30 protein-coding genes and 1 tRNA gene are annotated in these 24,898 nt (G+C 66.6%); 17 read left to right on the top strand and 14 right to left on the bottom strand.

From position 1 onward, the window contains the following. Nucleotides 1-10 precede the first annotated feature (10 nt). From ACSC1S_RS17230 to surE, 6 genes are all read right to left on the bottom strand, one after another. Complete coding sequence (locus ACSC1S_RS17230) at nucleotides 11-772, bottom strand: ABC transporter ATP-binding protein (protein WP_261649244.1); 762 nt, start codon at nucleotides 770-772, stop codon at nucleotides 11-13. Nucleotides 773-774: 2 nt separating this feature from the next. After that, the gene (locus tag ACSC1S_RS17225; RefSeq protein ID WP_435365365.1) at nucleotides 775-1,530 is read right to left on the bottom strand and encodes an ABC transporter ATP-binding protein; all 756 of its coding nucleotides are present in this window, start codon (nucleotides 1,528-1,530) and stop codon (nucleotides 775-777) included. After that, the gene (locus ACSC1S_RS17220; RefSeq protein WP_435365364.1) at nucleotides 1,527-2,570 is read right to left on the bottom strand and encodes a branched-chain amino acid ABC transporter permease; all 1,044 of its coding nucleotides are present in this window, start codon (nucleotides 2,568-2,570) and stop codon (nucleotides 1,527-1,529) included. Before ACSC1S_RS17220 ends, ACSC1S_RS17225 begins: the two co-directional genes overlap by 4 nt. After that, nucleotides 2,567-3,481, bottom strand: a complete 915-nt coding sequence (locus ACSC1S_RS17215; RefSeq protein WP_435365363.1) for a branched-chain amino acid ABC transporter permease — start codon at nucleotides 3,479-3,481, stop codon at nucleotides 2,567-2,569. The genes ACSC1S_RS17220 and ACSC1S_RS17215 overlap by 4 nt, the downstream gene beginning before the upstream one ends. A 3-nt stretch (nucleotides 3,482-3,484) precedes the next feature. Next, on the bottom strand, nucleotides 3,485-4,780 hold the full coding sequence (locus ACSC1S_RS17210; RefSeq protein ID WP_435365362.1) for an ABC transporter substrate-binding protein: 1,296 nt from the start codon (nucleotides 4,778-4,780) through the stop codon (nucleotides 3,485-3,487). Nucleotides 4,781-4,890: 110 nt separating this feature from the next. Continuing rightward, entirely contained in the window at nucleotides 4,891-5,745 is an 855-nt protein-coding gene (surE, locus tag ACSC1S_RS17205) for a 5'/3'-nucleotidase SurE (RefSeq protein ID WP_435365532.1), read from the bottom strand. Nucleotides 5,746-5,853: 108 nt separating this feature from the next. On the opposite strand from surE, the gene ACSC1S_RS17200 reads away from it, so the two are divergent. Then, nucleotides 5,854-6,081 (top strand): hypothetical protein, encoded by a 228-nt coding sequence (locus ACSC1S_RS17200; protein WP_435365361.1) that lies wholly within the window; start codon nucleotides 5,854-5,856, stop codon nucleotides 6,079-6,081. A gap of 217 nt (nucleotides 6,082-6,298) precedes the next feature. Here the strand turns inward: ACSC1S_RS17200 and ACSC1S_RS17195 are convergent, their stop codons facing one another. Then, nucleotides 6,299-6,883 (bottom strand): NUDIX domain-containing protein, encoded by a 585-nt coding sequence (locus ACSC1S_RS17195; RefSeq protein ID WP_435365360.1) that lies wholly within the window; start codon nucleotides 6,881-6,883, stop codon nucleotides 6,299-6,301. A gap of 124 nt (nucleotides 6,884-7,007) precedes the next feature. On the opposite strand from ACSC1S_RS17195, the gene ACSC1S_RS17190 reads away from it, so the two are divergent. The 5 genes from ACSC1S_RS17190 (at nucleotide 7,008) to ACSC1S_RS17170 (ending at nucleotide 11,660) form a co-directional block, all read left to right on the top strand. Next, nucleotides 7,008-7,586, top strand: a complete 579-nt coding sequence (locus ACSC1S_RS17190) for a magnesium transporter (RefSeq protein WP_435365359.1) — start codon at nucleotides 7,008-7,010, stop codon at nucleotides 7,584-7,586. After that, the gene (locus ACSC1S_RS17185) at nucleotides 7,587-8,144 is read left to right on the top strand and encodes a magnesium transporter (protein ID WP_435365358.1); all 558 of its coding nucleotides are present in this window, start codon (nucleotides 7,587-7,589) and stop codon (nucleotides 8,142-8,144) included. 44 nt (nucleotides 8,145-8,188) lie between these two features. After that, nucleotides 8,189-9,253, top strand: coding sequence for a hypothetical protein (locus tag ACSC1S_RS17180; RefSeq protein ID WP_435365357.1), 1,065 nt, complete (start codon nucleotides 8,189-8,191; stop codon nucleotides 9,251-9,253). Nucleotides 9,254-9,281: 28 nt separating this feature from the next. After that, nucleotides 9,282-10,274 carry a hypothetical protein gene (locus tag ACSC1S_RS17175; RefSeq protein ID WP_435365356.1) on the top strand — a complete coding sequence of 331 codons (993 nt, stop codon included), beginning with the start codon at nucleotides 9,282-9,284 and terminating at the stop codon, nucleotides 10,272-10,274. A gap of 327 nt (nucleotides 10,275-10,601) precedes the next feature. Next, nucleotides 10,602-11,660 (top strand): molybdopterin-dependent oxidoreductase, encoded by a 1,059-nt coding sequence (locus ACSC1S_RS17170; RefSeq protein WP_435365355.1) that lies wholly within the window; start codon nucleotides 10,602-10,604, stop codon nucleotides 11,658-11,660. Between the two features lie 10 nt (nucleotides 11,661-11,670). On the opposite strand, the gene ACSC1S_RS17165 is transcribed toward ACSC1S_RS17170, so the two are convergent. From ACSC1S_RS17165 to ACSC1S_RS17155, 3 genes are all read right to left on the bottom strand, one after another. After that, on the bottom strand, nucleotides 11,671-12,315 hold the full coding sequence (locus ACSC1S_RS17165) for an HAD family hydrolase (RefSeq protein WP_435365354.1): 645 nt from the start codon (nucleotides 12,313-12,315) through the stop codon (nucleotides 11,671-11,673). Between the two features lie 335 nt (nucleotides 12,316-12,650). After that, entirely contained in the window at nucleotides 12,651-13,070 is a 420-nt protein-coding gene (locus tag ACSC1S_RS17160; protein ID WP_435365353.1) for an RNA-binding domain-containing protein, read from the bottom strand. Next, on the bottom strand, nucleotides 13,067-13,639 hold the full coding sequence (locus ACSC1S_RS17155; RefSeq protein WP_435365352.1) for an AAA family ATPase: 573 nt from the start codon (nucleotides 13,637-13,639) through the stop codon (nucleotides 13,067-13,069). Before ACSC1S_RS17155 ends, ACSC1S_RS17160 begins: the two co-directional genes overlap by 4 nt. A 114-nt stretch (nucleotides 13,640-13,753) precedes the next feature. Between ACSC1S_RS17155 and ACSC1S_RS17150 the strand changes: the two genes are divergently transcribed. From ACSC1S_RS17150 to ACSC1S_RS17130, 5 genes are all read left to right on the top strand, one after another. Further along, entirely contained in the window at nucleotides 13,754-14,131 is a 378-nt protein-coding gene (locus ACSC1S_RS17150; RefSeq protein WP_435365351.1) for a YccF domain-containing protein, read from the top strand. 115 nt (nucleotides 14,132-14,246) lie between these two features. Further along, nucleotides 14,247-14,352, top strand: a tRNA-Arg gene (locus ACSC1S_RS17145). A gap of 487 nt (nucleotides 14,353-14,839) precedes the next feature. After that, complete coding sequence (locus ACSC1S_RS17140; RefSeq protein ID WP_435365350.1) at nucleotides 14,840-15,265, top strand: EamA family transporter; 426 nt, start codon at nucleotides 14,840-14,842, stop codon at nucleotides 15,263-15,265. A 52-nt stretch (nucleotides 15,266-15,317) separates the two neighbouring features. Beyond that, nucleotides 15,318-15,755, top strand: coding sequence for a MaoC family dehydratase (locus tag ACSC1S_RS17135; RefSeq protein ID WP_435365349.1), 438 nt, complete (start codon nucleotides 15,318-15,320; stop codon nucleotides 15,753-15,755). A 138-nt stretch (nucleotides 15,756-15,893) separates the two neighbouring features. Then, a complete protein-coding gene (locus ACSC1S_RS17130) occupies nucleotides 15,894-16,376 on the top strand; it encodes a DUF6069 family protein (protein WP_435365348.1) in 483 nt (160 codons plus the stop codon). 40 nt (nucleotides 16,377-16,416) lie between these two features. Here ACSC1S_RS17130 and ACSC1S_RS17125 read toward each other — a convergent pair whose 3' ends face one another. After that, nucleotides 16,417-17,514 carry an aminopeptidase gene (locus ACSC1S_RS17125; protein ID WP_435365347.1) on the bottom strand — a complete coding sequence of 366 codons (1,098 nt, stop codon included), beginning with the start codon at nucleotides 17,512-17,514 and terminating at the stop codon, nucleotides 16,417-16,419. 417 nt (nucleotides 17,515-17,931) lie between these two features. Here ACSC1S_RS17125 and ACSC1S_RS17120 point away from each other — a divergent pair, with 417 nt between their 5' ends. Further along, nucleotides 17,932-18,948 (top strand): threonine aldolase family protein, encoded by a 1,017-nt coding sequence (locus ACSC1S_RS17120; RefSeq protein WP_435365346.1) that lies wholly within the window; start codon nucleotides 17,932-17,934, stop codon nucleotides 18,946-18,948. 86 nt (nucleotides 18,949-19,034) lie between these two features. Then, entirely contained in the window at nucleotides 19,035-19,904 is an 870-nt protein-coding gene (locus tag ACSC1S_RS17115) for a VOC family protein (RefSeq protein WP_435365345.1), read from the top strand. Nucleotides 19,905-19,927: 23 nt separating this feature from the next. On the opposite strand, the gene ACSC1S_RS17110 is transcribed toward ACSC1S_RS17115, so the two are convergent. Beyond that, on the bottom strand, nucleotides 19,928-20,095 hold the full coding sequence (locus tag ACSC1S_RS17110; protein ID WP_261649220.1) for a DUF7859 family protein: 168 nt from the start codon (nucleotides 20,093-20,095) through the stop codon (nucleotides 19,928-19,930). A gap of 97 nt (nucleotides 20,096-20,192) precedes the next feature. On the opposite strand from ACSC1S_RS17110, the gene ACSC1S_RS17105 reads away from it, so the two are divergent. Further along, nucleotides 20,193-20,885, top strand: coding sequence for an ArsR/SmtB family transcription factor (locus tag ACSC1S_RS17105; RefSeq protein ID WP_435320014.1), 693 nt, complete (start codon nucleotides 20,193-20,195; stop codon nucleotides 20,883-20,885). Between the two features lie 184 nt (nucleotides 20,886-21,069). Here the strand turns inward: ACSC1S_RS17105 and ACSC1S_RS17100 are convergent, their stop codons facing one another. After that, the gene (locus ACSC1S_RS17100) at nucleotides 21,070-21,603 is read right to left on the bottom strand and encodes a metallophosphoesterase (protein WP_435365344.1); all 534 of its coding nucleotides are present in this window, start codon (nucleotides 21,601-21,603) and stop codon (nucleotides 21,070-21,072) included. Between the two features lie 80 nt (nucleotides 21,604-21,683). On the opposite strand from ACSC1S_RS17100, the gene ACSC1S_RS17095 reads away from it, so the two are divergent. The 3 genes from ACSC1S_RS17095 to ACSC1S_RS17085 all read left to right on the top strand — a co-directional run bounded on the left by ACSC1S_RS17095 (nucleotide 21,684) and on the right by ACSC1S_RS17085 (nucleotide 24,657). Continuing rightward, entirely contained in the window at nucleotides 21,684-22,241 is a 558-nt protein-coding gene (locus tag ACSC1S_RS17095; protein WP_435365343.1) for a hypothetical protein, read from the top strand. A 43-nt stretch (nucleotides 22,242-22,284) separates the two neighbouring features. Continuing rightward, nucleotides 22,285-23,244 (top strand): cation diffusion facilitator family transporter, encoded by a 960-nt coding sequence (locus ACSC1S_RS17090; protein WP_435365342.1) that lies wholly within the window; start codon nucleotides 22,285-22,287, stop codon nucleotides 23,242-23,244. Between the two features lie 174 nt (nucleotides 23,245-23,418). Next, the gene (locus tag ACSC1S_RS17085; protein ID WP_435365341.1) at nucleotides 23,419-24,657 is read left to right on the top strand and encodes a S8 family peptidase; all 1,239 of its coding nucleotides are present in this window, start codon (nucleotides 23,419-23,421) and stop codon (nucleotides 24,655-24,657) included. 19 nt (nucleotides 24,658-24,676) lie between these two features. Here ACSC1S_RS17085 and ACSC1S_RS17080 read toward each other — a convergent pair whose 3' ends face one another. Continuing rightward, nucleotides 24,677-24,856, bottom strand: a complete 180-nt coding sequence (locus ACSC1S_RS17080; protein ID WP_435320009.1) for a DUF8027 family protein — start codon at nucleotides 24,854-24,856, stop codon at nucleotides 24,677-24,679. Nucleotides 24,857-24,898 lie beyond the last annotated feature (42 nt).

Genomic DNA, 24,898 nt, shown 5'->3' with positions numbered 1-24,898 from the left:
TGGCCCCGGCCTAGCCGCCGAGGAACTGCCGCCGCACCTCGTCGTCGTCCAGGAGTGCGTCGCCCGGGCCCTCGTAGCGGTTCTCGCCCTGTGCGAGGACGTAGCCGCGGTCACAGCGCCGGAGCGCCTCCTTCGCGTTCTGTTCGACCATCAGGATGGACGTGCCGGCGTCGTTCACCTCGTCGATGCGGTCGAACATGACGTCGACGAGGTCGGGCGCGAGCCCGGCCGAGGGCTCGTCGAGCAACAGCAGGTCCGGGTCGAGCATGAGCGCACAGCCCATGGCGAGCATCTGCTGCTGGCCGCCCGAGAGCGTGCCGGCGTCCTGGTCGATGCGCTCTTCGAGGACGGGGAAGCGGTCGAACACCGCCTGCCGCCGCTCCTCGGGCACGTCGTCGAGGATGTACGCCCCGATTCGGAGGTTCTCCCCGACGGTGAGCGACGGGAAGACGTTCTCCGTCTGGGGGACGTAGCTCATCCCGACCGTGATGACCTCCTCCGGCGGGTAGTCGGTGATGTCCGTGCCGCCGAACGTGATACTGCCGCCCATCCGGTCCGCGAGACCGAAGATCGACTTCATGGCCGTCGATTTCCCGGCCCCGTTCGGGCCGACGATGGTGACGTACTCGCCCTCGTCGACGTGCAGGTCGACATCGGTGAGCACCTGGAGGTCGCCGTAGCCCGCATCGAGGTCGGTGACCTCGAGCAGGTGATCTCCCCGCGTGCTGCGGGTGTCGTCCGGCGTGTCGTCGAGTGTCGTTGCGTCGTTCATGGTCAGCTACCCAGGTAGGCGTCGATAACGCGCTCGTCGTTCAGTACGGTCTCGGGGTCGCCCTCGACGAGCAGGCTGCCCTGCTGGAGCACGACCAGCCGGTCGACGAGCTCGGTCAGCGTCTCGAGTTCGTGCTCGATGACGACCACGGTCATCCCGTCGTCGTTCAGGTCGCGGATGTGGGCCGCGATCTCGTTCGTGAGCGTGGGGTTCACCCCGGCGAACGGCTCGTCGAGCAGGAGCAGGTCGGGGTCGAGCATCAGCACGCGCGCGAGTTCGAGCAGTTTGCGCTGGCCGCCCGAGAGACTGCTCGCGTACTCGTCTGCGAGCCGGGTGAGTTCGAACGTCTCGATGAGTTCGTCGGCTCGTTCGGCCACCGCGGCCTCGGTCTCCTGCATGTCGTCGGTGCGGAGCAGCGCCGAAACCGTCCGCTCGCCGGGCTGTCCCGGGGCGGCGAGCCTGACGTTCTCCCGGACGGTCATCGTGTCGAGCTGGCGGGTGTGCTGGAACGTCCGGACCAGCCCCTCGCGTGCGAGCACGGCGGTGTCCGCGCCGGTGACGTCCTCGCCGTCGAAGACGACCGTCCCGTCGTCCGGCTCGACGACGCCGCTCACACAGTTGAAGAACGTCGACTTGCCGGCCCCGTTGGGACCCATCACCCCGACCAGTTCGCCCGCGTCGAACGAGAGCGAGAGGTCGTCGATGGCGACGAGGCCGCCGAACTGCTTGCCGAGGCCGTCGACGTCGAGCAGGGTCACGAGTCCACCTCCAGATCGCGTTCGTCGCCCCAGATACCGGCGGGCCGGTACCTGATGACGAGCACGAGGATGAGGCCGACGACGATGAGTCGGATGGACGCGAACTCGCCGGCGGTGACGGGTGCGGCGTCCTGTGCGAACCGCGAGAACAGCCGGAGGCCCATGATGATGCCGAGGCCGCCGAGCACCGCGCGGTGGTTCGACGCGCCGCCGAGCAGCATGCCGATCCAGACGGTCACCGTCACCTGCAACTCGAAGAAGTCCGGCGAGATGGCCCCGTTGTACATCGCGAAGATGGCACCCGCGAAGCCGGCGAGTGCGGCCCCGTAGACGAACGACTGCATCTTGTAGCGGAAGGTGGACTTGCCGACCGACCGCGCCACCAGTTCGTCGGCCCGGATGGCGCGCAACACGCGGCCGTAGGGGGCTTCCGTGAGCCGCGCGACGACCGCGAACGTCAGCGCGGTGAGTCCACCGAACACCAGCAGCGTCGCCACCAGCGTCGCGTCGCGACTGCCAGCGAGGTCCCCGAGCGGCGTCGGCACGCCGAAGATGCCGGTCGACCCGCCGAAGATGTCCGTGAAGTTGATGAACAGCGTGTGGAATATCTCGGCGGTGGCGAGCGTCACGATGGCGAGGAAGTCCCCGCGCAGGCGCAGCGACGTGGCACCGACGAACGCGCCGAGGACCGCCGCCACGAGGACGGCGGCGACGAGCCCGACCGGCCACGGGAGCCCGAGCGCGATACCCTCGAACGAATCCACGGCCGAGAGCATCGCCATCGTGTACGCGCCGGCCGCGAAGAACACGACGTGGCCGAAGTTCACGAGGCCGGTATGCCCGTACTGGAGGTCGAGCCCCAGCACGAGGATGCCGTAGATGACGAACAGGATGCCGACCTCGAAGAACACGTAGAGGTTGCCAGGAATCGTCGCCGTCACCGGCGAGAACGCGATGACGAGCCCCAGTACGACGGCGACGGTGCCGATCACCAGCGCGAGGTCCGAATCACGGTCCGGGAGCGAGTCGCGCACGCTCATGCCTCACGCACCTCCTGACCGGCGATACCGCTCGGCTTGACGAGCAGGACGACGACGAGTATCATGAACGCGACCGCCGACGAGATGCCCGTCATCCCCGAGGGGAGGAACGCCGTCGAGAGCGCCAGCACGACGCCGATGACGTACGCGCCGGCGATGGCCCCGTACGGGCTCCCGGCCCCGCCGAGGATGGCGGCCGACAGTATCATGAGTATCTGGCTGAACCCCGTCGTGACGCTCACGTTCGTCTGGATACCGAGGAGCACGCCCGACAGGCCGGCGAGCATCCCGGCGAGCACCCAGACGCTGTTGCGGATGAGCTGGGTGTCGATGCCCCGGACGCGGGCGAGCGCCTCGTCGTCGCTCATCGCACGCATGGCGATGCCCACGTCCGTCCGGGTCAACAGCCCGTGCAGGACGAGGAACACACCGACCGCACAGCCGACGACGACGAGCTGCTGGGAGGTCACGAAGAAGCTCCCGAGCAGGTCGACGGACCCGACGCTCAGCGCCGGGACGTCCTGGAACTGCCACGTCGTCGTCTGCGTGTCGTAGTACCGGGCGCTCCGCCCCGCGAAGAGCCGGATCACGTTGCGGAGGATGAGGCCGAGCCCGATGGACGTCAGCAGCATCGGAATCGGGCCGGTGTGGTTGATGGGCGTGAAGAACACCTTCGCGAGCAGGAGGCTGACGATACCGCCGCCAGCCATCGCGACGAGCACGGCCACCGGCAGTGGCAGCGGGAGCGACCCGGCCACGAGCAGGCCGATGAACGCCCCGGCGGTGATGTACTCGCCGTACGCGAAGTTGATCATGTCCACGATGCCGTAGATGAGCGTGAACCCGATGGCCGCGATGGCGATGTACGAACCCGTAACCAGCCCGAAGATGAGGTTCTGTGCGAGTCCCATCGCTTAGTACTCGCCCTCCGGCACGAACTCCCGGAGGTCGTCCGCCGGGATGGTCTCGACCTGCGTGAACTGGCCGTTCTGGACCTCGTTGATGACGACCGAGCCGACGACGTTGCCGAACTTGGTGAACGTCACCGGCGTCGCCGCACCCATGTACGTGATCTCCTCGCCGTTGTCGAGTGCCTCCTTCCCCTCGGCGAAGGTCGCCACCTCGGTCCCGGGACCGCGCGACACCGGGCCGAGGTTCTGTTCGATGGCCTCCGCGGTGGCCTCGCCGGCGCGTTCGACGGCGAGTGCGGTGACCATCGTGGCGTCCCACGACGGCGGCGTCCAGGCGTTGATCTCGGCGTCGCCCTCGCCGCTCTGGTACTCGCTCTCGAAGGCACCGTAGTTCGGGCCGGACTCGCCCGGGCTGGCCGCCCACGCGCCGTTCAGCGCGCTCCCGACCTGGTCGGGGAGGTCGTTCTGGGCCAGCGGGTCCGAGAGGATGGGCTGGCGACCGTAGCCGCCGTCCGACCAGTCGCTCAGGAGCGTGATGGCGTCCTCGAGCGGGAGGCTCACCGCGAACGCGCTGAAGTCGGCCTGGAACAGCCGTTCGAGCGCGGACTGGTAGTTCGACTCGCCCTGGGCCACCTCGACCTGCTCGGCGATGGTGCCGCCGTTGCCCTCGTAGGCGCTGATGAACCCGTTCGCCCAGCTCCGTGCGCCGGAGGTCGTCCCGTTGATGACGCCGACCGTGTCGTGCCCCTGGTCGAGGGCGCGCAGTGCTGCACCGGCCGTGTGGACAGTGTCGCTGATGACCGTCCGCCAGATCCAGCCGTCGTCGCTCACGTCTTCCGGCGTGCCGTTGTCGCCCCCGCGGGTGTCGAGGAAGTTCGAGCCCGGCCACGGCGTGACCACCGGGGTCTGTTGTTCCTGCAGGAAGTCATACAGCGGTTCGAGTTCGCTGGAGAACAGCCCGAGCAGCGCGATGGCGTCCTCGTTCTCGGTGAGTTGCGTGACCACTGTGCGTGCCTGCTGTGGGTTTACGGAGGTGTCCGAGCGTTCGAGGACGAGTTCACGGCCGAGCGGGCCGCCCGCGTCGTTGATGTGCTTGATCGCGACGTCGGTCGCCTTCGAGACGCCCGGCTGCAGGAAGTCCCACTGGCCAGTCTGGGCCGCGGGCTGCCCGAAGGTGATCGGCCCACCGCCACCGCCGCCACCGAGACCGAGACAGCCGGCAGTCGCCGCGATACTGCTCGCACCGCCGATTTTCAGGAAGGTTCTCCGGTCGACCGTTCGATTGCTATCTCTAACCATGGGCGAACGTAACACTATCCGCCCAAATAGTTTGCCCACGTTTCTTTCCGTCTTCTATCACTTTTGGGCGTCTCAGCGGCCCTCGCGGCCGGTCACACTACGCCCCAGTGTCAGGTGAGGTTCAGGCGCTCGACGATGGCGTCCAGTTTCTCGTGGTGGGTCGCCTCGCGGGGGGCGGTCAGTGGCGAGACGCTCACCTCGCCGTCGGCGACGGCCCGGCGGTCGCTCCCGACCGGGTAGCGCTCGCGGACCTCGTCCATGTCCGGGAAGGGGTTCTCGTAGCCCTCGACGTGGGGCCAGAACTTATCGCGCAGGGCGATGAGTTCGCCGTCCTCGCCGACCTCGACTGGCAGGTCCTCGTCGTCGGGGTCGACGTCGTTGTGTTCGACCCGAACGTCGAAGTCGCCGTGGGGATGCGTGACCCGGAGACGGGGGTCGGTCGCGTCGACCGGCCCGTTCACGTTGAGGATGTCGACCGCCTCGAACACGTCGGCGTCGAGGCAGTCCTCGATGAGGGCGCGGGTGATGCGCGCCGGCGTGGAGAAGTCATACTCCTCGGGCGGGTGCGTGTAGAACTCGACGTTGTGGTAGGCCGAGGTGGCCACCGCGGGGGTCCCGAGGAAGGCGGCCTCCATCGCCGCGCCGACGGTCCCCGAGCGCCCGAGGACGTACGCGCCCATGTTCGGGCCGTGGTTGATGCCGGAGACGACGAGGTCGAATTCTTTGTCGAGGCCGCGTAGCCCGTAGGCCACGCAGTCCGCCGGGGTGCCCGCGATGGCGTAGCCCCACTCGTGCTCGGTCCGGGTGGTGTAGGTCGTCCGCTTCCGGCCGACACCGGACTGGTTGTCGGCGGGCGCGACGACGGTCACGTCGCCGAGTTCGGTCAGTTCGCGGCGGATGGCGGCCAGCCCCTCGCCCGTGATGCCGTCGTCGTTCGTCAGGAGGATGTCGAGGTCGCGCAAGATACGGAGAGGTTCGGTCGGTGGGGAGTAAATCTTCGGGAACGTGAGGTTCGGAGGGATGGTGAGGTCTGCACCAGCAGCCTTTTTCCTCACTCTGGAAGAGATTGAAATATGTCCGAAGCGTCGCGTGCGGCTATCGCGGGTATCGCCGGGTTCCCGCTGTGGTACGTTACACTCGAACAGACCGTCGTCCCGGTTCCAGATTCGTTCGGGCTCGGGCTGGTCGCATTTCCAGTTTGCCTCATCGCGTACGCGCTGACGGAGAACGACCGCAGATTCTGGCTCTCGAGGGCGATGGTCATCTACCTCGTGTACACCGCGGCCCAGTTCTGGGGATAGTAGTCGCGTATAAACAGGTAGAGAGTACGGCTACGACCCGCCCAACAACCCGAGATCGCAGTGGTCAGTAGAACCCGTATCCCAGGAAGATGAGCAGATTCGTCGCCAGAAAGACGAATGCAACGACCAGTATCGATTTGAGAAACAGGTCTATGCTGTCGTTGGAGTGAATCTGCATCGCTGGTTACGGGTACTGTCTTCATTGTATAAATTCCTCTCACTCCCACCCGTCCAGCAACTCCCGAATCCGCTCCCTGTCCGTCAGATTCTCGGGCAACTCCTCGGGCCCGAACCAGTCCACGTCCGTAATCTCGGGTTCGCCACTGGGAACCTTGTGTGCCGGGGCAGCCCGCCGCCCGCCGACCTTCCGGCCGGTGTAGACCACCAGCGGAATCCGAATCAGTTCGTCGTAGCCGTAGTCGATGGCGTAGTCGCGGTGGTAGAACACCCCGGTGATCTCGGCTTCGATGTTCGTCTCCTCGTACGTCTCTCGAACGGCGGTCTCAGCCAGCGTCTCGCCGGGGTCCTGTGCCCCGCCGGGGGTCATCCAGCCGTCCTTGTAGCCGATTTCGGTGCAGAGGACCCGACCGTCGTCGACGACCACGATGCCCGCGGAGCCCGCGAGCCGGTCCAGTTGCTCCTCGACCGATTCGGGAAAGGAGTCGGGCTGGTAGTACGCCGGTTCGGTGATCAGGGGCTCCAGTTCGGGCGCGTCGTCGAACCGCTTGCAGGCGTCCTCGCGCATCCCCAGGGCGCGCTCTCGGAGGGTGTCCGCGATGGCGCGGCGGTCGGCAGCGTCCATACCCGGGAGTTCGCGGGCCGTGGCAAAAATCATGTGCAGGTGTGTCACGGTTTCGGCCCCAGCTCGCCCCGCGCTTCTCGCCGCGTGACCTGTTTTTATACCCTCGGCCTGCAACCGGACAGACATGAGTGTCCGCGAGGTCGCGCTGGAAGCCTACCGCGAGGCGGTGCCCGCGCTCGCCGCCAGTGTGGTCGGTGGGCTGTTCGCGGGCGTCGTGCTGGGCGGGATGCGCAGCGAACTCGAAGCCGTGCAGGGGCTGCTCGTGCTCGTCCCGGCGCTTTTGGCGACCCGCGGGAACGTGTTCGGCTCGCTCGGGGCGCGCCTCTCGACCGGCCTCCACCAGGGGTTGCTCGAACCCTACGTCGACCTCTCGAACGACCGGCTTCGCGGGGCCATCGCGGCCGCGCTCTCGAACGGTATCTTCGTCAGCCTGTTCGCCGCGACCGCGGCGTTCGTCGTCCTGACCCTGCTCTCGGCACCGGTCGCGCCCCTGCCCACATTACTCGCCATCGCCGTCCTCGCGGGGCTGTTCTCCGGTATCGCACTGACCGTGGCGGTCGTCGTCGTCGTCTTCCTCGGCTTCCGCCGGGGACACAACCCGGACACCCTCGTCGGCCCGCTCGTGACGACCACGGGCGACGTCTTCGGCGTCGCCTTCCTCCTGCTCGCGGTCCGCATCGTACTCGGTCTGGGAGGGGGATAGATGCCGGAGCAATGGACCGTCCGGGACATCTCGCGGGCGATGCTCCCGCTGTTGCTCGCGCTCTCGACGGTGGAGATCGCCTCCGGACTCGTGCTGCGGAGCATCGAGGACACACTGCTGGCGAAACCCTCGTTGCTGGTGCTGGTGCCCGTGACCATCGGGACCGCCGGGAACCTGGGCTCCATCCTCGCGGCCCGGCTCTCGACGGCGGTCCACCTCGGGACCGTCGAGTTCGACCCGACCGACGACACCCTCGCGGGCAACGCCATCGCCACCGTCGCCCTCGCGCTGTCGATGTTCCCGGGCGTCGGGCTGGGTGCCTGGGTCCTCACCGAACTCACGGTCGGGGCGGTCCTCGGACCGCTCGACGTGGTGTTCGTCGCGTTCAGCTCCGGGGCGGTGCTGGCAGTCCTGGCCATCGTCGTCACGCTGACGGCGACCTACGCGGCCTACCGGCTCGGGCTGGACCCCGACGACGTGGTCATCCCGGTCGTCACGAACACCTGTGACGTGCTCGGCGTCCTCGTCCTGTTTGGCGTGGTCAGTCTCCTCCTCTAGCACCGGGCCCAAAAGGTCAAGTTCGGTGACCGGAAGTACCGAACATGAACCGACGTTCGTACCTCCAGTCGCTCGCGGTGGCCGCGACAGCGATATCGCCCGTCCTCGCAGGGTGTAACGAGACCGACACCACCGGTGGGGACAGCGGTGGCGGCAGTGGCAGCGGCGACGGAGGCGGCGACAGCAGCGACGACGGCGACGGCGACGGCAGCGGGAACGAGAAAGCGAACGAGACGGCGACCGCGACCCCCGAGGAGCTCGCAGAGGGGAACATCAAGGAGGCAGTCGGTTCCCTGAACAAGGTCGGGTTCAAGCTCCAGGAGCTGGAGACCCAGATAGAGGAGGACCCCGCGAACGTCGAGTTCGACATCGAGGCGACCCGGGGCGTACTGGAGTCCGCCCGGAGCGAACTCGACGCGGCCGCCGAGACCGCGACCGCCGAACAGGAGAAGGACATCCAGGCCCTGCGCCACCTTGCGACCATCGTGGCGTCGCTGGCGAACGCGATCGAGACGATACGGGGAACCGACCCGAACGCCCGCCTCGAGGAGATACAGACCGTCATCGCGAACGAGAACTACGAGCAGGCACTGGAGATGCTGCGCGAGTCCAGGTCGACCATGCAACAGACCGCCACGGAACTCGAATCGGGCCTGTCGGCGGCCGACGCCGTCGACCCGGAGCGGTTGCAAGCACTCAACGCGGCCGAACTCAGCCAGGTCCGGCCCCCACTGGAGGCGATGCACACCGTCGTCGAGGGCTTCTCCACGCTCGCGACCGGCTTCGAGGAGATGCTGCTCGGCCGCGAAGACCTCGCCGAGGCCGAGACGCACCTCGACAACCAGGAGGCCAGTGCCGCCAAGGAGGACATCTCGAAGGCGAACACCCACTTCACCGCCGCGGAGACGACGTTCGACGGCGTCTCCAGTGACGCCACGGTCGACATCAGCACCCACCTCGAACGGGCTCGCTGCCAGGCCGACCACCTCGTGAAGGCCACCGAGCACCTGGAGAAGGCTGCCGAAGCGTACGAGAACGGCGACCCGCTCACCGCACAGCAAGAGCGCGACGCCGCCGAGGCGGAGCTGGAGAAGGTCAACGACTGCTGACTCCGACTCCTGACCCGACGGGGCTTTTTTGCTCGGGCACGAACGCCGCGACGTGAACCTCCCGGTCGACCTGCTGGTGTCGGTCCTGGGCCGCGTCCTCTCCATCGCGGCCTTCCTCGGCCTCGGCGTGACGCTGGCTAACCTGGCCGTCGAGTTCGGGGCGGTCGACGCCATCGCTCGCTTCGCCCGGCCCCTGACCCGGCCGGCGAACCTCCCGGACGAGGTCGGGACGGCCATCCTGGCGACGACCGCCTCTCCGACCGCCGGGTACGGCATGCTCGCGGAGTTCCGCGAGGCCGGGACCCTCGACGACCGGGCGACGCTCGTCGCCGTGACTGTGAACACCTTCTTCGGCTTCGCCCAGCACATCTTCACGTTCTACGCCCCGGTGCTGATTCCGATTCTAGGGCTGGAGGTCGGCCTGCTCTACGTCGGGTCGCGGGCGGCCATCTCGCTGGCGATCACGCTGACCGGCGTCGCGGCGGGCGCACTCCTGCTCTCGTCCGATAACGTCGACCCCGACGTGATGCCCAGCGACGTGGCCTCGGATGGTGGCGAGGAGGCGTCGAAGACCCGCCGCGAGAAGGTTACGGACGCCCTCGCGAGCACGAAGGACAAGATCCTGGACATCCTCCCGCGCCTGCTCGTCGTCTACACGCTCGTGGCGGTCGTGACGGAGACGACCGACCTGACCGCCGTGACGGGCGTTGCAGAGCCGGTGACCTCGCTCATCGGGCTGCCGGGTGCTGCTGCGGCCGTGATTGCCGTCTTCGCCATCGACACCACGAGTGGCGCGCTGGTCATCGCGCCCATGCTGGACGACGTGTTCACGCCCCAGACCGCGGTGGCGACCATGCTGGTCGGCGGTATCGTCTCGTTCGCGGTGTCGACGTTCAAGCGCTCGATTCCCTTCCAGTTCGGTATCTGGGGCGCGGAGTTCGGGACGAAGGTCGTGGTCGTGAACACGGTGCTGAAGGTGGTGTTCATCGCGGTGGCACTGGTCGTGTTGTTGGTTCCGTGAGTTCTGCGACGCTGGCCTGGTCGTGCGTTTCGGAGGGGAGTCGGTCGTGTTCCGGTTGCTAGTGGCAGCGAGCAGCTCGCTCGTGCCGATGGCGATGGAAACAGCACCACACCCTCCCCAGCCGACTCCCTCCGCTTCGCGCTGCTACGCTCCGGTCGTCCACCGTGAGAGCAAGCTCTCACGAGCCCGCACTCGCTACCACTCGTGCGGACCTCGCGCGGCTTCGACCCGCCGCCTCACTGCCGTTCGGCGGGCGGGTCAGCGCGCGCCACAACCGGAATTCCGACGCCCCCACGCTCATCTTCCTGCACTCCCTAGCCACCGCCAATGCCGCGCCAGTCCCTCGCGCCCTCGCCCAGCGTCGTCGACCTGGGCATCCTCGTCGCGGTCCTCACAGAGGCCGTCACCGGCCTCTGGAGCCTGACCGCCAGCCCCGACGACGGCTGGCTGTTCGTGGTCCACGGGGTCGTTGGGTTGGCACTCGTTGTGCTGCTCGGACTGAAGTTCTGGCGGGTGTGGCGGCGCGTGACCGGGGGACTGAATCGGACAATCGCGGTCTCCATCCTGCTCTCGGTGCTGGCCGTGGCCGCCCTCGTCACCGGGGTCGCCTGGACCCTCGGCGGGACCTCGCCGGTTCCGGGGCTCACGCTGCTGGTCATCCACGGCTACCTCGGCGCGCTCCTCCTGCCAGTACTCCTCGTCCACCTGCTCGCGCGCTTCCGGCTTCCCGACCGCGAGACCGTCACGGAGCGCCGGAACGCCCTGAAGATGGGCGGACTACTGGTGGGCGGCGCGGCGGTCTGGCGGCTCCAGCAAGGGGTCGCGAACGACCTCGTCCCGAGCCGGCGGTTCACCGGGTCGCGAGAGGAGGGAACCGGAGAGGGCAACGCCTTCCCGGTGACGAGCTGGGTCGCGGACGACCCCGGCCCGATTCCCGTGGACGACTGGCGGCTGGCGGTTCGCGGGGCGGTCGACACACCCCGGGAGTTCCAGTATTCGGACCTCCCCGAACCGGGCGACAGCACCGGTGACGAGACCCGCGCCCTGCTCGACTGCACCAGCGGCTGGTACTCCGAGCACGACTGGCAGGGGGTCAGAGTGGGAGACCTCCTCGACGCCGCCGGGGCCGACCCCGACGCCGACTGGGTGCGCTTCCGGGCCGTGACGGGCTACCGGTGGAGTCTGCCCAGAGAAGAGGCCCGCGACGCCGTGCTGGCGACCCACGTCGACGGCGAGCGACTGAGCCACGGCCACGGTTTCCCGGTCCGGCTGGTCGCCCCCGGACGGCGGGGGTTCCAGTGGGTGAAGTGGGTCGACGCGGTCGAGGTCCGGTACAAAAACGACCCGGCGCAGTGGCTGGCGACGCTGGTTTCGGGGTTCGACTGACGACGAGAACTCAGCCCAGCAGCGACAGCAACGTCCCCAGTTCGCCCAGACTCGCCACGCGCGCACCCTCGCTCCCGCGGTCGAGGTGGACCGCCTGGAATCCCGCCTCACGAGCGCCCTGCACGTCCGGTTCGTAGTCGTCGCCGACCATGACGAACTGGTCGATATCGTCGGGGGCGCGTTCTCTCGCCAACTCGAACACCGCCGGGTCGGGCTTGTGCGCCTCGGCCTCGTAGGAGGTCACGACGGTGTCGAACAGGGGCAGCAGGTCGTGGTGTTCGAGTTTGCTGCGCTGCCACTGCGGGACGCCGTTCGTGAGCACGCCGAGGTGGTGACGGTCCCCGAGCGTCTCGAACAGGGCTCTGGCGTCGTCGGAGACGTGTGTCATCGCGAGTTCGTACCCGTGGAGGGTCTCGCGGAGGGCCTCGGGGTCGGCATCGGCGTCGGCCTGCTCGCAGACCTCCTGCATCGCCCCGAGGACGGGTTCCGGTTCGACGGCCATGAACCGCTCGTAGAAGGCCTCGTTGTACAGTTCGACGAGGTCCTCGGGCGCGTGGCCGAAGTGGTCGGTGAGCGTGTCGGCGATGACGTCGCCGTAGTCGCGGGTGAACTCGACGACGGTTCCGTCGAGGTCGAAGAAGACTGCTGTGGACATGCTGTCTGGGAATTGCTGGGTTCGGGGGAAGTCGGTGTCGGTGGTGTGACTGTCGTTCTCACAGAAGGTTGCTGGCGAGGCTGTGTTCGGTCCTGAAGGAACCATCGTCGCAACTCCCGGTTGTGCACGAGACAGGACCGCGAGCGCCGGTGGCGATGGAACCCGCCACCGCCCCGCACAGCACCACACCACACCCTCCCCAGCCGATTGCAGTCCTCGCCTTCGGCTGCGGTCCTCATCCCTCGCGCGCGTCCTGCTCGCGGCCTCACTACCGTTCGCCACGCTCGTCAGCGCGCGCCACCTGAAATGAGAAATCGCGAGAATCCGGTCCGAAATTACTGCCCGTCGCCCGATTCGATCGGTTTCCCGTCTTGGGTCGGCGGGGCGACGTAGTCGACGAACTCCTCCACGCTGGGGTCTTTCACCCGGACCCGGACGTGGATATCGCCCAGTTCGTCGGGGTTACCGACCGCGAAGTTGACGCGGCCCTCGAACGCCGCCTGCTTCTTCAGGTCGAACGAGAAGGTGTCTCCCTCCTGGTTGCTGAAGAACTGTCCGCGGGCGGTGTCGAGTATCTCCTGTTCGTGCAGGCGTTCGGAGAAGTGTTCGAGCTGATGGGTGGTCGCCATGAGTTCGCCCGGGTGCTCTTCGACCTCGGCCTCGGGGAACAGGTTCGTGATGGCATCGGCCACGCGGTCGGTGACCTCGGTGTCGTTGACGGGTGCCGTGATCTGGACGTCGACGCTGTATATCATGATTGGAACTCCTGGACGGCCTCGGGTCCGTCCTCGAACAGGGTCTCGATCTTGGTTCGGAAGACCTCGAGCGTGTCCGTGTTGTCGATGACGAGGTTCGCCCGGGCCATCGCGTCGTCCATGCCGAAGCCACGCTCGCGCTCGTCGCGGGCTTCGAGGCTCTCGCCGCCTTCCTCCTCGCCCTTGTCCCGGCCGCGTTCGGCCAGGCGCTCCTTGCGAACCGCGAAGGGGGCCTCGATGCTGACGAGGACGAAGTCGTCACCGAACGCCTCGCGGAAGGCGTCGAGTTCGACGCCAGAGCGCAGGCCGTCGACGAGCACGGTGTCGCTCGTCTCCAGTTCCTCGCGGATCATCGGGAGCGAGCGCTCCGCGATGGCGGCCGGACCGTTCTCCTCGCGGAGCGCGGTGGCGATCTCGCCGTGGTGCGTGGCCGGGTCGAGCCCGCGGTCGCGACACTCCTGGCGGATGACGTCGCCCATCGTCACGACCGGAATGTCGTGCTCGCGGGCGACGTTGGCCGCCTCACCTTTGCCGCTGCCGGGCAGGCCGACGGTGCCGATGACGGTCATCGGGGGAGCCTATTCGTGACGGCGGCTTAACCCCACCGCTCTCGCCCCCGAAGGGCCGTTCGGGAGACGCGCACTCCCGCTAGCGTTTTCCACCTCGCGTGCATCTGTGCCGACATGGCTCGCTCGTTCGCCGTCCGTGCACTCTGGTTCCTCCTCGTCGGCTGGTGGCTCACGTTCCTCGCCATCAACGTCGCGTGGTTCCTGAACGTCACGGTCATCGGTCTCCCGCTAGGTATCAAACTCATCAATCGCGTCCCGACCATCCTCACGCTGAAAGAGCGCCGGGAGATCGTCGACCCCGACGCGGAGGGACGCAGTCAGACCGGCCTGCTCGTCAGGGCGGTGTACTTCCTGTTCATCGGCTGGTGGCTCAGCCTCCTCTGGGCCAACGTCGCGTGGGCCTTCTCGGCCTCCATCATCGGCCTGCCCATCGGTGTCATCATGTTCAACTACCTGCCCTACGTCACGTCGCTGTACCGCTTCGACGGGTGACGCCGCCTCGGGACAGGTCCTGTTCAACTTCGTGTGCCACGCTATCGATAGTCGGTTCTGACAGTGAAACCGAATCCCGACTGCTTTTTTACGAGGGAGGCGTAGCGGGGTTCGAGGGCACGTAGCTCAGCCAGGATAGAGCGTCGGACTTCTATCCCCACACATCTCTGGTGGTGGGGGAAGACATCCGATGGTCGTGGGTTCGAATCCCATCGTGCTCGCTTGCTGTTGCGAACAACTCGTGAGCAACAGCAAGCGGATTGAGAGGGGATTCGAATCAGGGAGCGAAGCGCGGTTCGGAGCGTAGCGAGAACCGCGAAGCGAACGGTGAAACCGTGAGCGAAGCGAAAGCGGAGCGAGTGAGGTTCGAATCCCATCGTGCTCGTTCGGCTTCGCCTCACTCGCACGATGTAGTGCACGAAAATCGGAGATTTTCGGCATGACGAGACGGGAAAGCCGTCTCGAACCATCCCCCTCGCTTCGCTCGCGGGACTCCCATCGTGCTCGCTTGCTGTTGCGAACAACTCGTGAGCAACAGCAAGCGGATTAAGAGGGGATTCGAACCCTGCCAGTCGCAGCGCCGGAGCGAAGTGAAGGCGACCGTCTGGCTCAAGTTCGAATCCCATCGCTCCCGGTCCATCGTGCTATCTCCTCCCGCACCGTTCTGACTTCGAAACCGTTAGTCACACCTATCCCCGAACACCGTCAATGAACTATCTCCTCTGGGCGGTCCTGGCGCTGGTCGCCTACACGCTGGTCGCCCCCCTCATGAGTATCGCGACGAACGGGGACGCCTCGATTCCGAGCAACGTGGCGACGCTGCTGGGCAACGGAGTCCTGGTTCTCATCACGATGGGTGTGGTCACCTACACCGGCGAGAACCCGGTTCAGTACCTCACGCACCCGAAGGCGGGGTTCGTCTACGTGGCGGGGGCGTGTCTCGGCATCGGCATCCTCGCGTACTACAAGGCGCTCTCGCAGGGACCGGTGAGTGTCGTCTCGCCCATCTTCGCGATGTTCCTCGTGACGAGTTCCATCATCGGCATCCTCGTGCTGGACGAGCCGGCGTCGGCCCGGAAGCTGGCCGGTATCGCGCTCGCCGGCGTGTCGGTCTACCTCGTCTCGACCGGCTGAGCACACCCCCGCAAGCCGGAGACTTTTGTCCCACCGCGGCGACCCCCATCGCATGGAGTACTTCGAGGACCTCGACGTCGGTGAGACACGCGAGCACGGCAGCTACGTCGTCGAGGAGGCGGAGATAACCGACTTCGGCCAGCAGTACGACCCGCAACCCCACCATACCGACCCCGAGGCGGCCGAGAAGTCACTGTTCGGCGGGCTGGTCGCCAGCGGCTGGCACACCAGTTCGATGACGATGCGAATGCTCGTCGAGGGCATCTTCCCCGGCACGGCCGCGCTGGGAGCCGTGGGGGTCGACGAGCTCCGGTGGCCCAACCCGGTTCGACCCGGCGACGAACTGCACGTCGAGACCGAGGTGCTGGAGAAGCAGGCTGACTACCGACCGGGCGTCGGGCTGGTCCTGAGCCGCGTCGAGACGAAGAACCAGGACGACGAGGTGAAACAGTCGTTCGTGGGGCGGGTGCTGTACCAGCAACGCGAGTAGCGGGGGTCGGAGAACCCGCGCGAATCCCCGGTCGTTCACAGTTCCCGAACGGCCGGTTTCGTTCCCCAGCTGACTGGAGATTCTCGCTAGACTGGAGTTCAGAACAGCGTTATCGTGCCAGCCGCCGTACAGTGTGCCATGGGAACAACCACCGTTCACGCGCCGACGCGGTCGGTCCAGCCGATCCGCGCCGTCGCGGAGCGCGGGGGGACAGGTGCCGGCATCGCCGTCATCGTCAACACCCTGCTGCTCGTCGTCGGGCAGCGATTCATCGACATTCCCGCCGGCTTCGACCCGCTGACCATCGGCTCTGTCGTCACCGCGTCCGCTGCCGGCGCGGTCGCCGCGACCCTGGTCTACATCCTCCTCGACCGACTCGTCACCGAGACGGACAGGCTCATGACCGGCATCGCCTCGTTCGTGCTCATCCTCTCCGTCGTCCCGGTGTTCGTCGTCGCGCCGACACTGGCCGAGGGCGTCGGACCAGGGATACTCGTGCTACTGGTGCTGATGCACGCCGTCGTCGCCGTCGCGAGCGTCGGTGCCCTCACGCACAGTGAGGTGTTCGAGCGGTACCGGGAGGCTCCCGACCAGGAGAATCCCGAGCAGGAACAGACCTGAGCGGGGAAAAGCGGGCTTCTGCGGGCTTCTTCAGGTATCGTTATTCTTCGAATCCGTCTTCGAACCTGAAGGTCCCGTTGCGCTGGACGACCTCGCCGTCGACCTCGATGTACGAATCCTCGCTCATGTCCACGATCATGTCGACGTGGACCGCGGACTCGTTCTGCTCGTTGTCCTCGCCGACGGTCGCCTCGTAGGCGCGGCCGACGGCCATGTGGACGGTATCGCCCATCTTCTCGTCGAACAGCATGTTGTAGGTGAACACGTCGATGTCGCGGTTCATCCCGATGCCGAGTTCGCCGAGGCGCTTCGCGCCCTCGTCGGCCTCGAGGACGTTCTTCAGCACGTCTTCGTTCTTCTCGGCCTCGTACTCGACGACCTCGCCGCCCTCGAAGACGAGTCGGACACCCGTGACCTCACGGCCCTGGTGGTACAGCGGCTTGTCGAACAGCACCTCGCCCTCGACGCTGTCAGGAACCGGTGCGGTGAACACCTCGCCGCCGGGCAGGTTGTGCTTGCCCGTGTCGTTCAGCGTCGTGTTGCCCTTCACGGACATCGTCACGTCGGTCGTCTCGCCGGAGACGATGCGGACCTCGTCGGCGGGGTCGAGAATCTCGACCATCTGCTGCTGGAACTCGCCCTGCTCGTCCCAGTCCTTGTTGACGGCGTCCCAGACGAAGTTCTCGTAGCCCTCGGTGCTCATCTCGGCGAGCTGGGCGTTCGCGTCGGCGGGGTACTGCGTGAGCACCCAGCGCTTCGAGAGGCGCTCGTCGAGCAGCGGGCGACGGGCCTTCTCGTACTCGGCGGTGACCTCGGGGTTCACGTCCGCGGTCTCGGTCATGTTCGCGCCGGCCCGGATGGCGATGTAGACGTCCATCTCCTCGAACAGGGCCATCTCGTGGCTCGGGAGGTCGAAGTCCTCACCGTCGCTGTTGCGGAGGTACGCCCGGCGGAAGCGGGTGCCTGTCCGCTGGCTGATTGCCAGCGGGTTCGCGCCCACGTCGGCGCACTCCTCGAACAGGGCCGTGACGAGGTCCTCGGCGACCGGATGGGAGTCGATGACGACGTTGTCACCCTCGGCCAGGTCGGCGGAGTGACTGGCGACGATCTGGGCATGTTCACGAACTCGTGGGTCCATGTTCCAGTATTCGACCGAGTGATTGTAAACGGTTTTCGATGCGAAACACGGCAGTTAGAGGGTGGTGGGTGGAGGCGAAACGAAGGGGTGGCGCGTGCTTTCGAGCATGTCGAACGAAAGTGAGACTGCGAGAAGAAGCCGCGCGAGGGACGACCGGAGTGACGCGAAACGCAGTGGAGCGAAACGGAGGGAGTCGGCTGGGGAGGATGTGGTGTGGTGCTGTGCGGGGCGGTTGCGGGTTCCACTGCCATCGGCGCGAGTCGTCTGCTCCTCGCTACACCCACCAGCAGCACTCGAACCCATCCACACGGTCTGTGCAATCGAACCCAGTCAACGGACACAGAACGAGACAACGACCCGACCACTCGAACATCGGGACCACCGCCTATTTCTCCCCCGGAATCGAACCCGCGACACATGATAGACCTCCGGAGCGACACGGTGACGAAGCCCGACGAGGCGATGCGAGAGGCCGCGTTGACAGCCGACGTCGGCGACGACGTGTACGGCGAGGACCCGACGGTGAACGAACTCGAAGCCCAGGCCGCCGATTTGGTGGGGAAGGAAGCCGCCCTCTACGTCCCGACGGGGACGATGGGCAACCAGCTCGCGGCACGCACCCACACCGAGCGCGGCCAGGAGATCCTGGTCGAGCGCGAGAGCCACATCTACAAGTGGGAGCTCGGCGGGCTCGCCCAGCTCTCCTCGCTGCAGGTCCGCACCCTCGACGGCGGCGACCGCGGCATCCCCACACCGGAGCAGGTCCGCGAGGGCTACGTCGAGGAGGACGCCCACCGGCCCGGCACGGGATTACTGAGCCTGGAGAACACGCACAACTCGAAGGGCGGCGTCGCCATCGAGCCCGAGAAGATCGAAGCCGCCGCAGCGGCAGCCCACGACCTCGGGCTTCCCGTGCACCTCGACGGGGCGCGGGTGTGCAACGCCGCCGTCGCCCTCGACGTGCCGGTCCACGAGGTCACGGAGTCGGTCGATACCGTGATGTTCTGCCTGTCGAAGGGGCTGGGTGCACCGGTCGGGTCGATGCTGGCCGGTCCCGAGGCGTTCATCGCGAAGGCGCGCCGGAACCGGAAGCTGTTCGGCGGCGGCATGCGCCAGGCCGGCATCATCGCCGGCCCCGGGCTGGAAGCGCTCGGGAACGTCGAGCGACTGGCCGACGACCACGCCAACGCGAAGGCGCTCGCTGCGGGACTGGACGACCTGCCGGGGCTCTCCGTGGCGGAACCGGAGACCAACATCGTCCTCGTCGACACCAGCGACTCGGCCCTGGACGCCGACGAGTTCCTCGCGGCATGTGAGGAGGTCGACGTCATCGGGTCGAAGTTCGGCGAGCAGACGGTCCGCTTCTGCACGCACTGGGACGTCGATTCGGCGGACATGGAGACGACCATCGAACGCGTCGCGTCGGTGCTGTAGTCGGAAGAGTTCACTCACGACTGGGGCTGTGCACTCGCCGTGCCAGCACCCACAACCCCTTTTGCCGTGGCTTCGTTCCTTCACTCGTGACAACAGACCCTGCGGACGCCGCTGCGACGCTCCCCGACTCGACCCACGTCGGCCGGGTCGCGTTGCGCGTCGGCTCCCTCGACGCGACCGTCCCGTTCTACCGCGACGTGGTCGGCCTCGACGTGGTTCGAAGCGAGGGCGAGGCGCGACTGCTGGCCGACGGCGAAGAGCTGGTCGTGCTAGCGGAAGACCCGGACACACCCGAACGTCCCCGTGACGCGGCGGGATTGTTCCACCTCGCGGTGCGGGTTCCCGACAGGGCAGCACTGGCCGACGCGCTCGCCCGTATCCGTGCCCATGGGAGCCTGACGGGCGCGTCGGACCACGTCGTCAGCGAGGCGCTGTACCTCCGCGACCCGGAAGGAAACGGTGTCGAGATATACCGCGACAGACCCCGAGAGGAGTGGCGCGAGACGGCCGCCGGACAGCTCGACATCCGGACGCTCCCGCTCGACCTGGACGACCTCGCCACGGCGGCCGAACCCGGCACGAGAGACGCCGACCGCGCTCCCCCCGGCACCGACATCGGGCACGTCCATCTCGAGATCACCGACCTCGACCGGGCACTCGACTTCTACGTCGACGACCTCGGGTTCACCCTGGAGAACGGCGAGTACGACGGCGCGGCGTTCGTCGCTGCCGGTGGGTACCACCATCATCTCGGGCTGAACACCTGGAACCGACGGACCGCCCAGAGCGGCGACCACCGCGGGCTGGCGTGGTACGAACTCGTGGTGCCTGACGAGCGTTCACTGTCGGCGCTCTCCGACCGGCTGACTGCGACAGGAGAGCCGGTCGAGGAGACGGAGCAGGGACTCTCGGTCACCGACCCCGACGGCATCGAGGTGCGGATTCGCGTCGAGTAGCCAGTCGCAGAAGCGTCGATTCGTCAGCGTTTCTTCCCGGAGCCCTTGTCCATACCCTCACGGAAACTGAGCATCGTCTTGCGGAACATCAGGTAGAAGAAGAAGATGAGTGCGAGCAGGAACCCCACGACGATGAGCGTGAACGGGTCCTCGAGGAGCCCACCGAGCTGGGCTGGAAGCGGTGTCTGCATACGCGATGGTTCTTGAGCACGACGTTTATGCGTTTCGCCAGTATGACACCTGGAGCAGATACAAACCTTGATGCCAAACGATGACTAGCCATACTGTATGGCCGACCTGTTGCCCTCCACTCCGGACACGTCGGCGGCTGACGACGCAGAACCACGTGTCATCGGCCTCGACAGTGACGACGCCGACGACCTCATCGGGGCGTTGTCCTCCTCGACCGCCCGCCAACTACTGACGGCCCTCCACGACGAGCCTGCGACCCCGTCGAAGCTCGCCGATGCCGTCGACACCTCACTCCAGAACACACAGTACCACCTGGAGAAGCTCGAAGACGCGGACATCATCGAGGTCGTCGATACGGCCTACTCCGCGAAGGGGCGCGAGATGAAGGTGTACGCCCCCTCGAACCAGCCACTGGTCGTGTTCGCTGGTGGCACAGAGGAGTCGACCGGGCTGAAGACCGCCCTCTCACGCCTGCTCGGTGCGTTCGGCCTGCTCGCACTCGGTGCCGTCGCCGTACAGGAGTTCCTCGGCGACGGTCTCGCCAACTTCTTCGGTGGCGAGAGCGCCCCCACCGGGGCACCCGCACCGGGACCGAGCACGCAACCGGTCGCCGGCAACGCGAACAACACGACCGAGACGGCGACGACCGCCGTCGAGACGACCACACAGGCCGCCGGTGCCGCCGCGGACACCGCCGCAGCCGCGGTCTCACCGGGCCTCGCGTTCTTCCTCGGCGGGGCAATCGTCCTCGCCGCCGGGTTCGCCTACTGGTACACCGAGCACCAGTAATCCGACGAACCCACGGTTTCACCGGTCTCGTAAGTAAAATACACGTTTGAGTCTACGGTATCTATTTTGAAAGGTAGCCTGTAGGTAGAGGTGCACCCCGGGACTTCGGCCCTCCACCCGTCATGACACAGCCGCCCGGGGTCGGGTCGTCCCGACAGCGGCACCCGTCGCCCTGTCCCCGCTTTCACTGCTGACTCTCACGCGCGCCATCCGACGGGACCACGAACCGTTCGATGACGGTCCCGTCGGGCTGAACCAGTTCTCCAGCGAGCCCGTCGGCCGTCGATTCGAGTTCGGCGTGTGCCGGCCGGTTCCCTCGCGGCTGGGCGTGACTCCCCGGATTCAACAGACAGACGTCCTGGGTCTCGACGAACCGCGGCCGATGTGTGTGCCCGGAGACGACGAGGTCCGCGCCCTTCTCGCGGCCGAACATCCGCAGGCCGAGGTCCCCGCCGTTGCGCCGGTGCGTGACCGCGATGGTGAACCCCTCGTGCTCGAACACCCGCGCTGTCGGGAGTCGATCTCGCACGGCTTGCCCGTCCGCGTTCCCGTGGACCGCGAGCAGCCGGTCGGCCTCCTCGTGGAAGGCGTCGAGAACTGTTGGCGTGGTGAAATCTCCGGCGTGGACCACGAGGTCGGCCTCGCGGACCGCCTCGAGGGACCGGCCAGCGAGGGCGTGCCCCGTCCTGGCATGCGAATCAGAGCAGATAACGAGCATGGCCAGCACTACGACGCGAGGGGTGACGTGATTTTCGACGGACAAAAACGGATTTGGGGGTCCCCCCAGTATGTGCACATATGTCGAAAGAGCGCGAGCGCCAAGAGAACCACCGGGCCGTCGCGGACGCGGTCGTCCTCGCCACGTTCGACGACGCTGCGCCCCGGACCGCGACCGAGGTCGCCGCCGAGACGGACGTCTCGTTCGAGGTCGTCGACGAAATCCTCGACGGGCTCGTCGAGGGTGGCGACCTGCACGCGAAGGAACTGACCGACGGAGACGCGACGCTGACCGCCTACTTCGCCCCGGCGTCGCTGCACGGGACACCGGCGAACGTCGACCCGGAGACGGCCCGCGAGGAGGCCGTCGACGAAGCCGTCGCCGAGATGGACGTGCCCGGTGTGAGCGAGATGATGATCGACTGGCGACGCGATGCGGTCCGCGCCGCGTGGGACCACCTCGCCGAGGAGGGCACCGTCACCGACCGCGAGTTCAAGATGGAGGTGTTCCCGAAGTACCGGGCCGGCTACGACGACGCCGAAGCCTGGTGGTCGTTCCTCCGGCCTCGACTCCCCCGTCTGCCCGGCGTGACCGGCCCCGGCGAGGACGGCAGCACCTGGGAGTACGTGTCAGCGTAGGAGAGCGGAAACGCTTTTTTACTGGCCCTCGCGCACCTATTTGATGGCCTCAAGCAAGTCCGTCGTTATCGCCGCGCTCATCGCTAACGGCGCGATCGCGATTCTGAAGTTCATCGGGTTCAGCATCACCGGGAGTCCGGCGATGCTGTCCGAGACGTATCACTCCATCTCCGACACCGGGAACCAGGTCTTCCTCCTCTTCGGCATCCGCTACTCCGGCAAGGAAGCGACCCGGAGCCACCCCTTCGGCTACGGGAAGGCACAGTTCTTCTACGCGTTCCTCGTCAGCGTGCTCCTGTTCGGTATCGCGGGCTGGGAGTCCGCCAAGCACGGGTTCGAGGCGATTATGCACCCGAAACCGCCCGAACTGGGGCTGGTCAACCTCGCGGGCTACGAGTTCCCCGGCATCTGGGTGAGCTACGCGGTCCTCATCGGTGCCATCGTCTTCGAGACCTACGCGTTCGCGAAGGCGTACAAGGCGATGAAGCTCCAGATAGAGAAGCACAACTGGTCGGGGTTCCGCGAGGCGTTCCGGAAGACCAGCGACGTGACGACGCTGACGGCCCTGACCGAGGACGCCATCGCCCTGGCCGGGGCCGCCATCGCCCTGGTCGGGATCTACCTCTCGCGGGTCACCGGCAACGGCATCTACGACGCCATCTCCGCGTTCCTCATCGGCCTCATGCTGATGGGCTTCGCCATCGCGCTGGCGTGGGAGAACAAGCGCCTCCTGCTCGGTGAGTCACTCTCCGACGAGGCCGAGAACCCGCTCCGTGACATCGTCCGCCGGTCCACCGGCGTCACGAACGTCGAGGACTTCCGGACGGTCTACTTCGGGCCCGGCCGCGCCATCGTCACCGCCGACGTGGCCTTCGATGCCGACATGGACACCGAAACCATCGACGACGCCATCACCGCCATCGAACAGGAGATACAGGCCGCCGACGACCGCATCAAGAAGGTGTACATCGAGCCGGAGCTGAAGGACACGGCGGCAGTGTAGTGTGCTAGCAATCGGTTACTAGCTTTCTACATCACCATAGGTATCGACACCCTACCCGACGGCTAGGCAGGGTCTACTCTCAGAGAACGAGTCATTAGCTTAGATGGTTCCCACCCTCGATGCGAAGTGATGACTCGTTTCAACCGACGTGAATTTCTAACAGTCAGTGGGGCAGTGCTCGGCGGCATCGCAGCAGGGGGGACCGTCACCGCACGCGAATCAGCGACACGCTACATCGTCGACCTCAAATCGAACGCGCGACTCGGGAAGGTGGACGTCGTCCACGACCTTTCGCAGGTGGGACTCGCCGTCGTCGAAGGACAGGAGCGTGACGTACGACGGCTCGGGACGTACGCCCCCGATATCGAGATGCAGCTCGACCTGCCGGCGGTCGAGCACATCGATACGACGGCGGTGGCGGGCTACGACGACCCATTGTACGGTCTCCAGTGGGACAAGCAGGCGATGGACATGCCCGACGTCCACGACATGTGCAAGGGTGAGGGCGCGCGTATCGCCATCATCGACTCGGGTATCGACGCCAGTCACGAGGACCTGAACGTGAACGTTGGAGAATCAAAGAACTTCACCGGCGACGGGCTGGGGAAAGGAGTACCTGCAGGCGGCTACCACGGCACCCACGTCGCCGGTATCGCGGCAGCCACCACGAACAACGAGTTGGGTGTCGTCGGCGTGGCACCCGAGGCTGAACTCGTCGACTGTCGCGTCTTCTCGACCGGCCCTGGCGCGTCCTTCGCGGACATCCTCGCGGCCATCGTCTACGCGGCGGACATCGGCAGCGACGTGGCGAACCTCAGCCTCGGCGCGTACCCCGTCCCGCGGTCGGACCTCGCCCAGTTCTACGGGACGATCCTCAACCGCACGATGACGTGGGCGAACAGCCAGGGAACGCTCCTCGTCATCTCCGCCGGGAACGACGCGGCCGACCTCCAGCACGATGGGAGCTTCATCAGCCTCCCGAACGAGGGCGCACAGGCGCTCTCCGTGGCGGCGACCGGTCCCATCGGGTTCGGGTGGGACGCCGGGGAGAAAACGGCGCCCGCGTACTCACCATCTGTCTACACGAACTACGGGACGAACGCGGTCACGCTCGGCGCGCCAGGCGGAGACTACGACATCGACGCCTACCTGGCTGACTTACCAGGCTGGTGGTACGACCTCGTTCTCAGTACCGTTCCGGGCGGGTACGGCTGGGCTGCGGGCACCTCCATGGCCGCCCCGCAGGTCGCCGGCGCAGTCGCACTGCTGAAGGGCGAGGATTCGTCGCTCAACGCGAACCAGGTCGAGAGCATCCTCACGCGGACCGCGTGGATGCCCGAAGACTACGACAAGGCGTACTACGGCGCAGGGTTCCTGAACCCGTACGGCGCGCTCAAGGAAATCGGCCTCTGAGCCCGCGAAAACAGCGGTCTTAGTCGTCGTCCGCCAGCAGTCGCTCGATGTCCTCCTCCGAGAGGATGTCGAGGAGGCTCTCGCCGTCTTTCAACCGCTTTCTATCCTCGTCCGTGAGCAGGTCGTCCAGTTTCTTCTCCTCGATGCGCTCGCGGAGGTCGTCGTCGAGATCGTCGATGTCGTATCCCGGAATCGGCATGACAGGGACAACTATGTTACTTGTTACCTTATCACTACACCC

This window comes from Haloarchaeobius pelagicus (assembly GCF_051207375.1).
Lineage (GTDB): Archaea > Halobacteriota > Halobacteria > Halobacteriales > Natrialbaceae > Haloarchaeobius.
This window is presented reverse-complemented; position numbering and strand designations above follow the sequence as displayed.

Coding starts and splice junctions, on each gene's coding strand:
- ACSC1S_RS17125 (WP_435365347.1), bottom strand. CDS start 17,514: ATGGACCCACGAGTTCGTGAACATGCCCAGATCGTCGCCAGTCACTCC.
- ACSC1S_RS17090 (WP_435365342.1), top strand. CDS start 22,285: ATGGCCTCAAGCAAGTCCGTCGTTATCGCCGCGCTCATCGCTAACGGC.
- ACSC1S_RS17110 (WP_261649220.1), bottom strand. CDS start 20,095: ATGCAGACACCGCTTCCAGCCCAGCTCGGTGGGCTCCTCGAGGACCCG.
- ACSC1S_RS17120 (WP_435365346.1), top strand. CDS start 17,932: ATGATAGACCTCCGGAGCGACACGGTGACGAAGCCCGACGAGGCGATG.
- ACSC1S_RS17210 (WP_435365362.1), bottom strand. CDS start 4,780: ATGGTTAGAGATAGCAATCGAACGGTCGACCGGAGAACCTTCCTGAAA.
- ACSC1S_RS17180 (WP_435365357.1), top strand. CDS start 8,189: ATGAACCGACGTTCGTACCTCCAGTCGCTCGCGGTGGCCGCGACAGCG.
- ACSC1S_RS17190 (WP_435365359.1), top strand. CDS start 7,008: ATGAGTGTCCGCGAGGTCGCGCTGGAAGCCTACCGCGAGGCGGTGCCC.
- ACSC1S_RS17170 (WP_435365355.1), top strand. CDS start 10,602: ATGCCGCGCCAGTCCCTCGCGCCCTCGCCCAGCGTCGTCGACCTGGGC.
- ACSC1S_RS17195 (WP_435365360.1), bottom strand. CDS start 6,883: ATGGACGCTGCCGACCGCCGCGCCATCGCGGACACCCTCCGAGAGCGC.
- ACSC1S_RS17155 (WP_435365352.1), bottom strand. CDS start 13,639: ATGACCGTCATCGGCACCGTCGGCCTGCCCGGCAGCGGCAAAGGTGAG.
- ACSC1S_RS17230 (WP_261649244.1), bottom strand. CDS start 772: ATGAACGACGCAACGACACTCGACGACACGCCGGACGACACCCGCAGC.
- ACSC1S_RS17185 (WP_435365358.1), top strand. CDS start 7,587: ATGCCGGAGCAATGGACCGTCCGGGACATCTCGCGGGCGATGCTCCCG.
- ACSC1S_RS17130 (WP_435365348.1), top strand. CDS start 15,894: ATGGGAACAACCACCGTTCACGCGCCGACGCGGTCGGTCCAGCCGATC.
- ACSC1S_RS17095 (WP_435365343.1), top strand. CDS start 21,684: ATGTCGAAAGAGCGCGAGCGCCAAGAGAACCACCGGGCCGTCGCGGAC.
- ACSC1S_RS17105 (WP_435320014.1), top strand. CDS start 20,193: ATGGCCGACCTGTTGCCCTCCACTCCGGACACGTCGGCGGCTGACGAC.
- ACSC1S_RS17150 (WP_435365351.1), top strand. CDS start 13,754: ATGGCTCGCTCGTTCGCCGTCCGTGCACTCTGGTTCCTCCTCGTCGGC.
- ACSC1S_RS17215 (WP_435365363.1), bottom strand. CDS start 3,481: ATGGGACTCGCACAGAACCTCATCTTCGGGCTGGTTACGGGTTCGTAC.
- ACSC1S_RS17080 (WP_435320009.1), bottom strand. CDS start 24,856: ATGCCGATTCCGGGATACGACATCGACGATCTCGACGACGACCTCCGC.
- ACSC1S_RS17220 (WP_435365364.1), bottom strand. CDS start 2,570: ATGAGCGTGCGCGACTCGCTCCCGGACCGTGATTCGGACCTCGCGCTG.
- ACSC1S_RS17140 (WP_435365350.1), top strand. CDS start 14,840: ATGAACTATCTCCTCTGGGCGGTCCTGGCGCTGGTCGCCTACACGCTG.
- ACSC1S_RS17135 (WP_435365349.1), top strand. CDS start 15,318: ATGGAGTACTTCGAGGACCTCGACGTCGGTGAGACACGCGAGCACGGC.
- ACSC1S_RS17160 (WP_435365353.1), bottom strand. CDS start 13,070: ATGATATACAGCGTCGACGTCCAGATCACGGCACCCGTCAACGACACC.
- ACSC1S_RS17200 (WP_435365361.1), top strand. CDS start 5,854: ATGTCCGAAGCGTCGCGTGCGGCTATCGCGGGTATCGCCGGGTTCCCG.
- ACSC1S_RS17100 (WP_435365344.1), bottom strand. CDS start 21,603: ATGCTCGTTATCTGCTCTGATTCGCATGCCAGGACGGGGCACGCCCTC.
- ACSC1S_RS17165 (WP_435365354.1), bottom strand. CDS start 12,315: ATGTCCACAGCAGTCTTCTTCGACCTCGACGGAACCGTCGTCGAGTTC.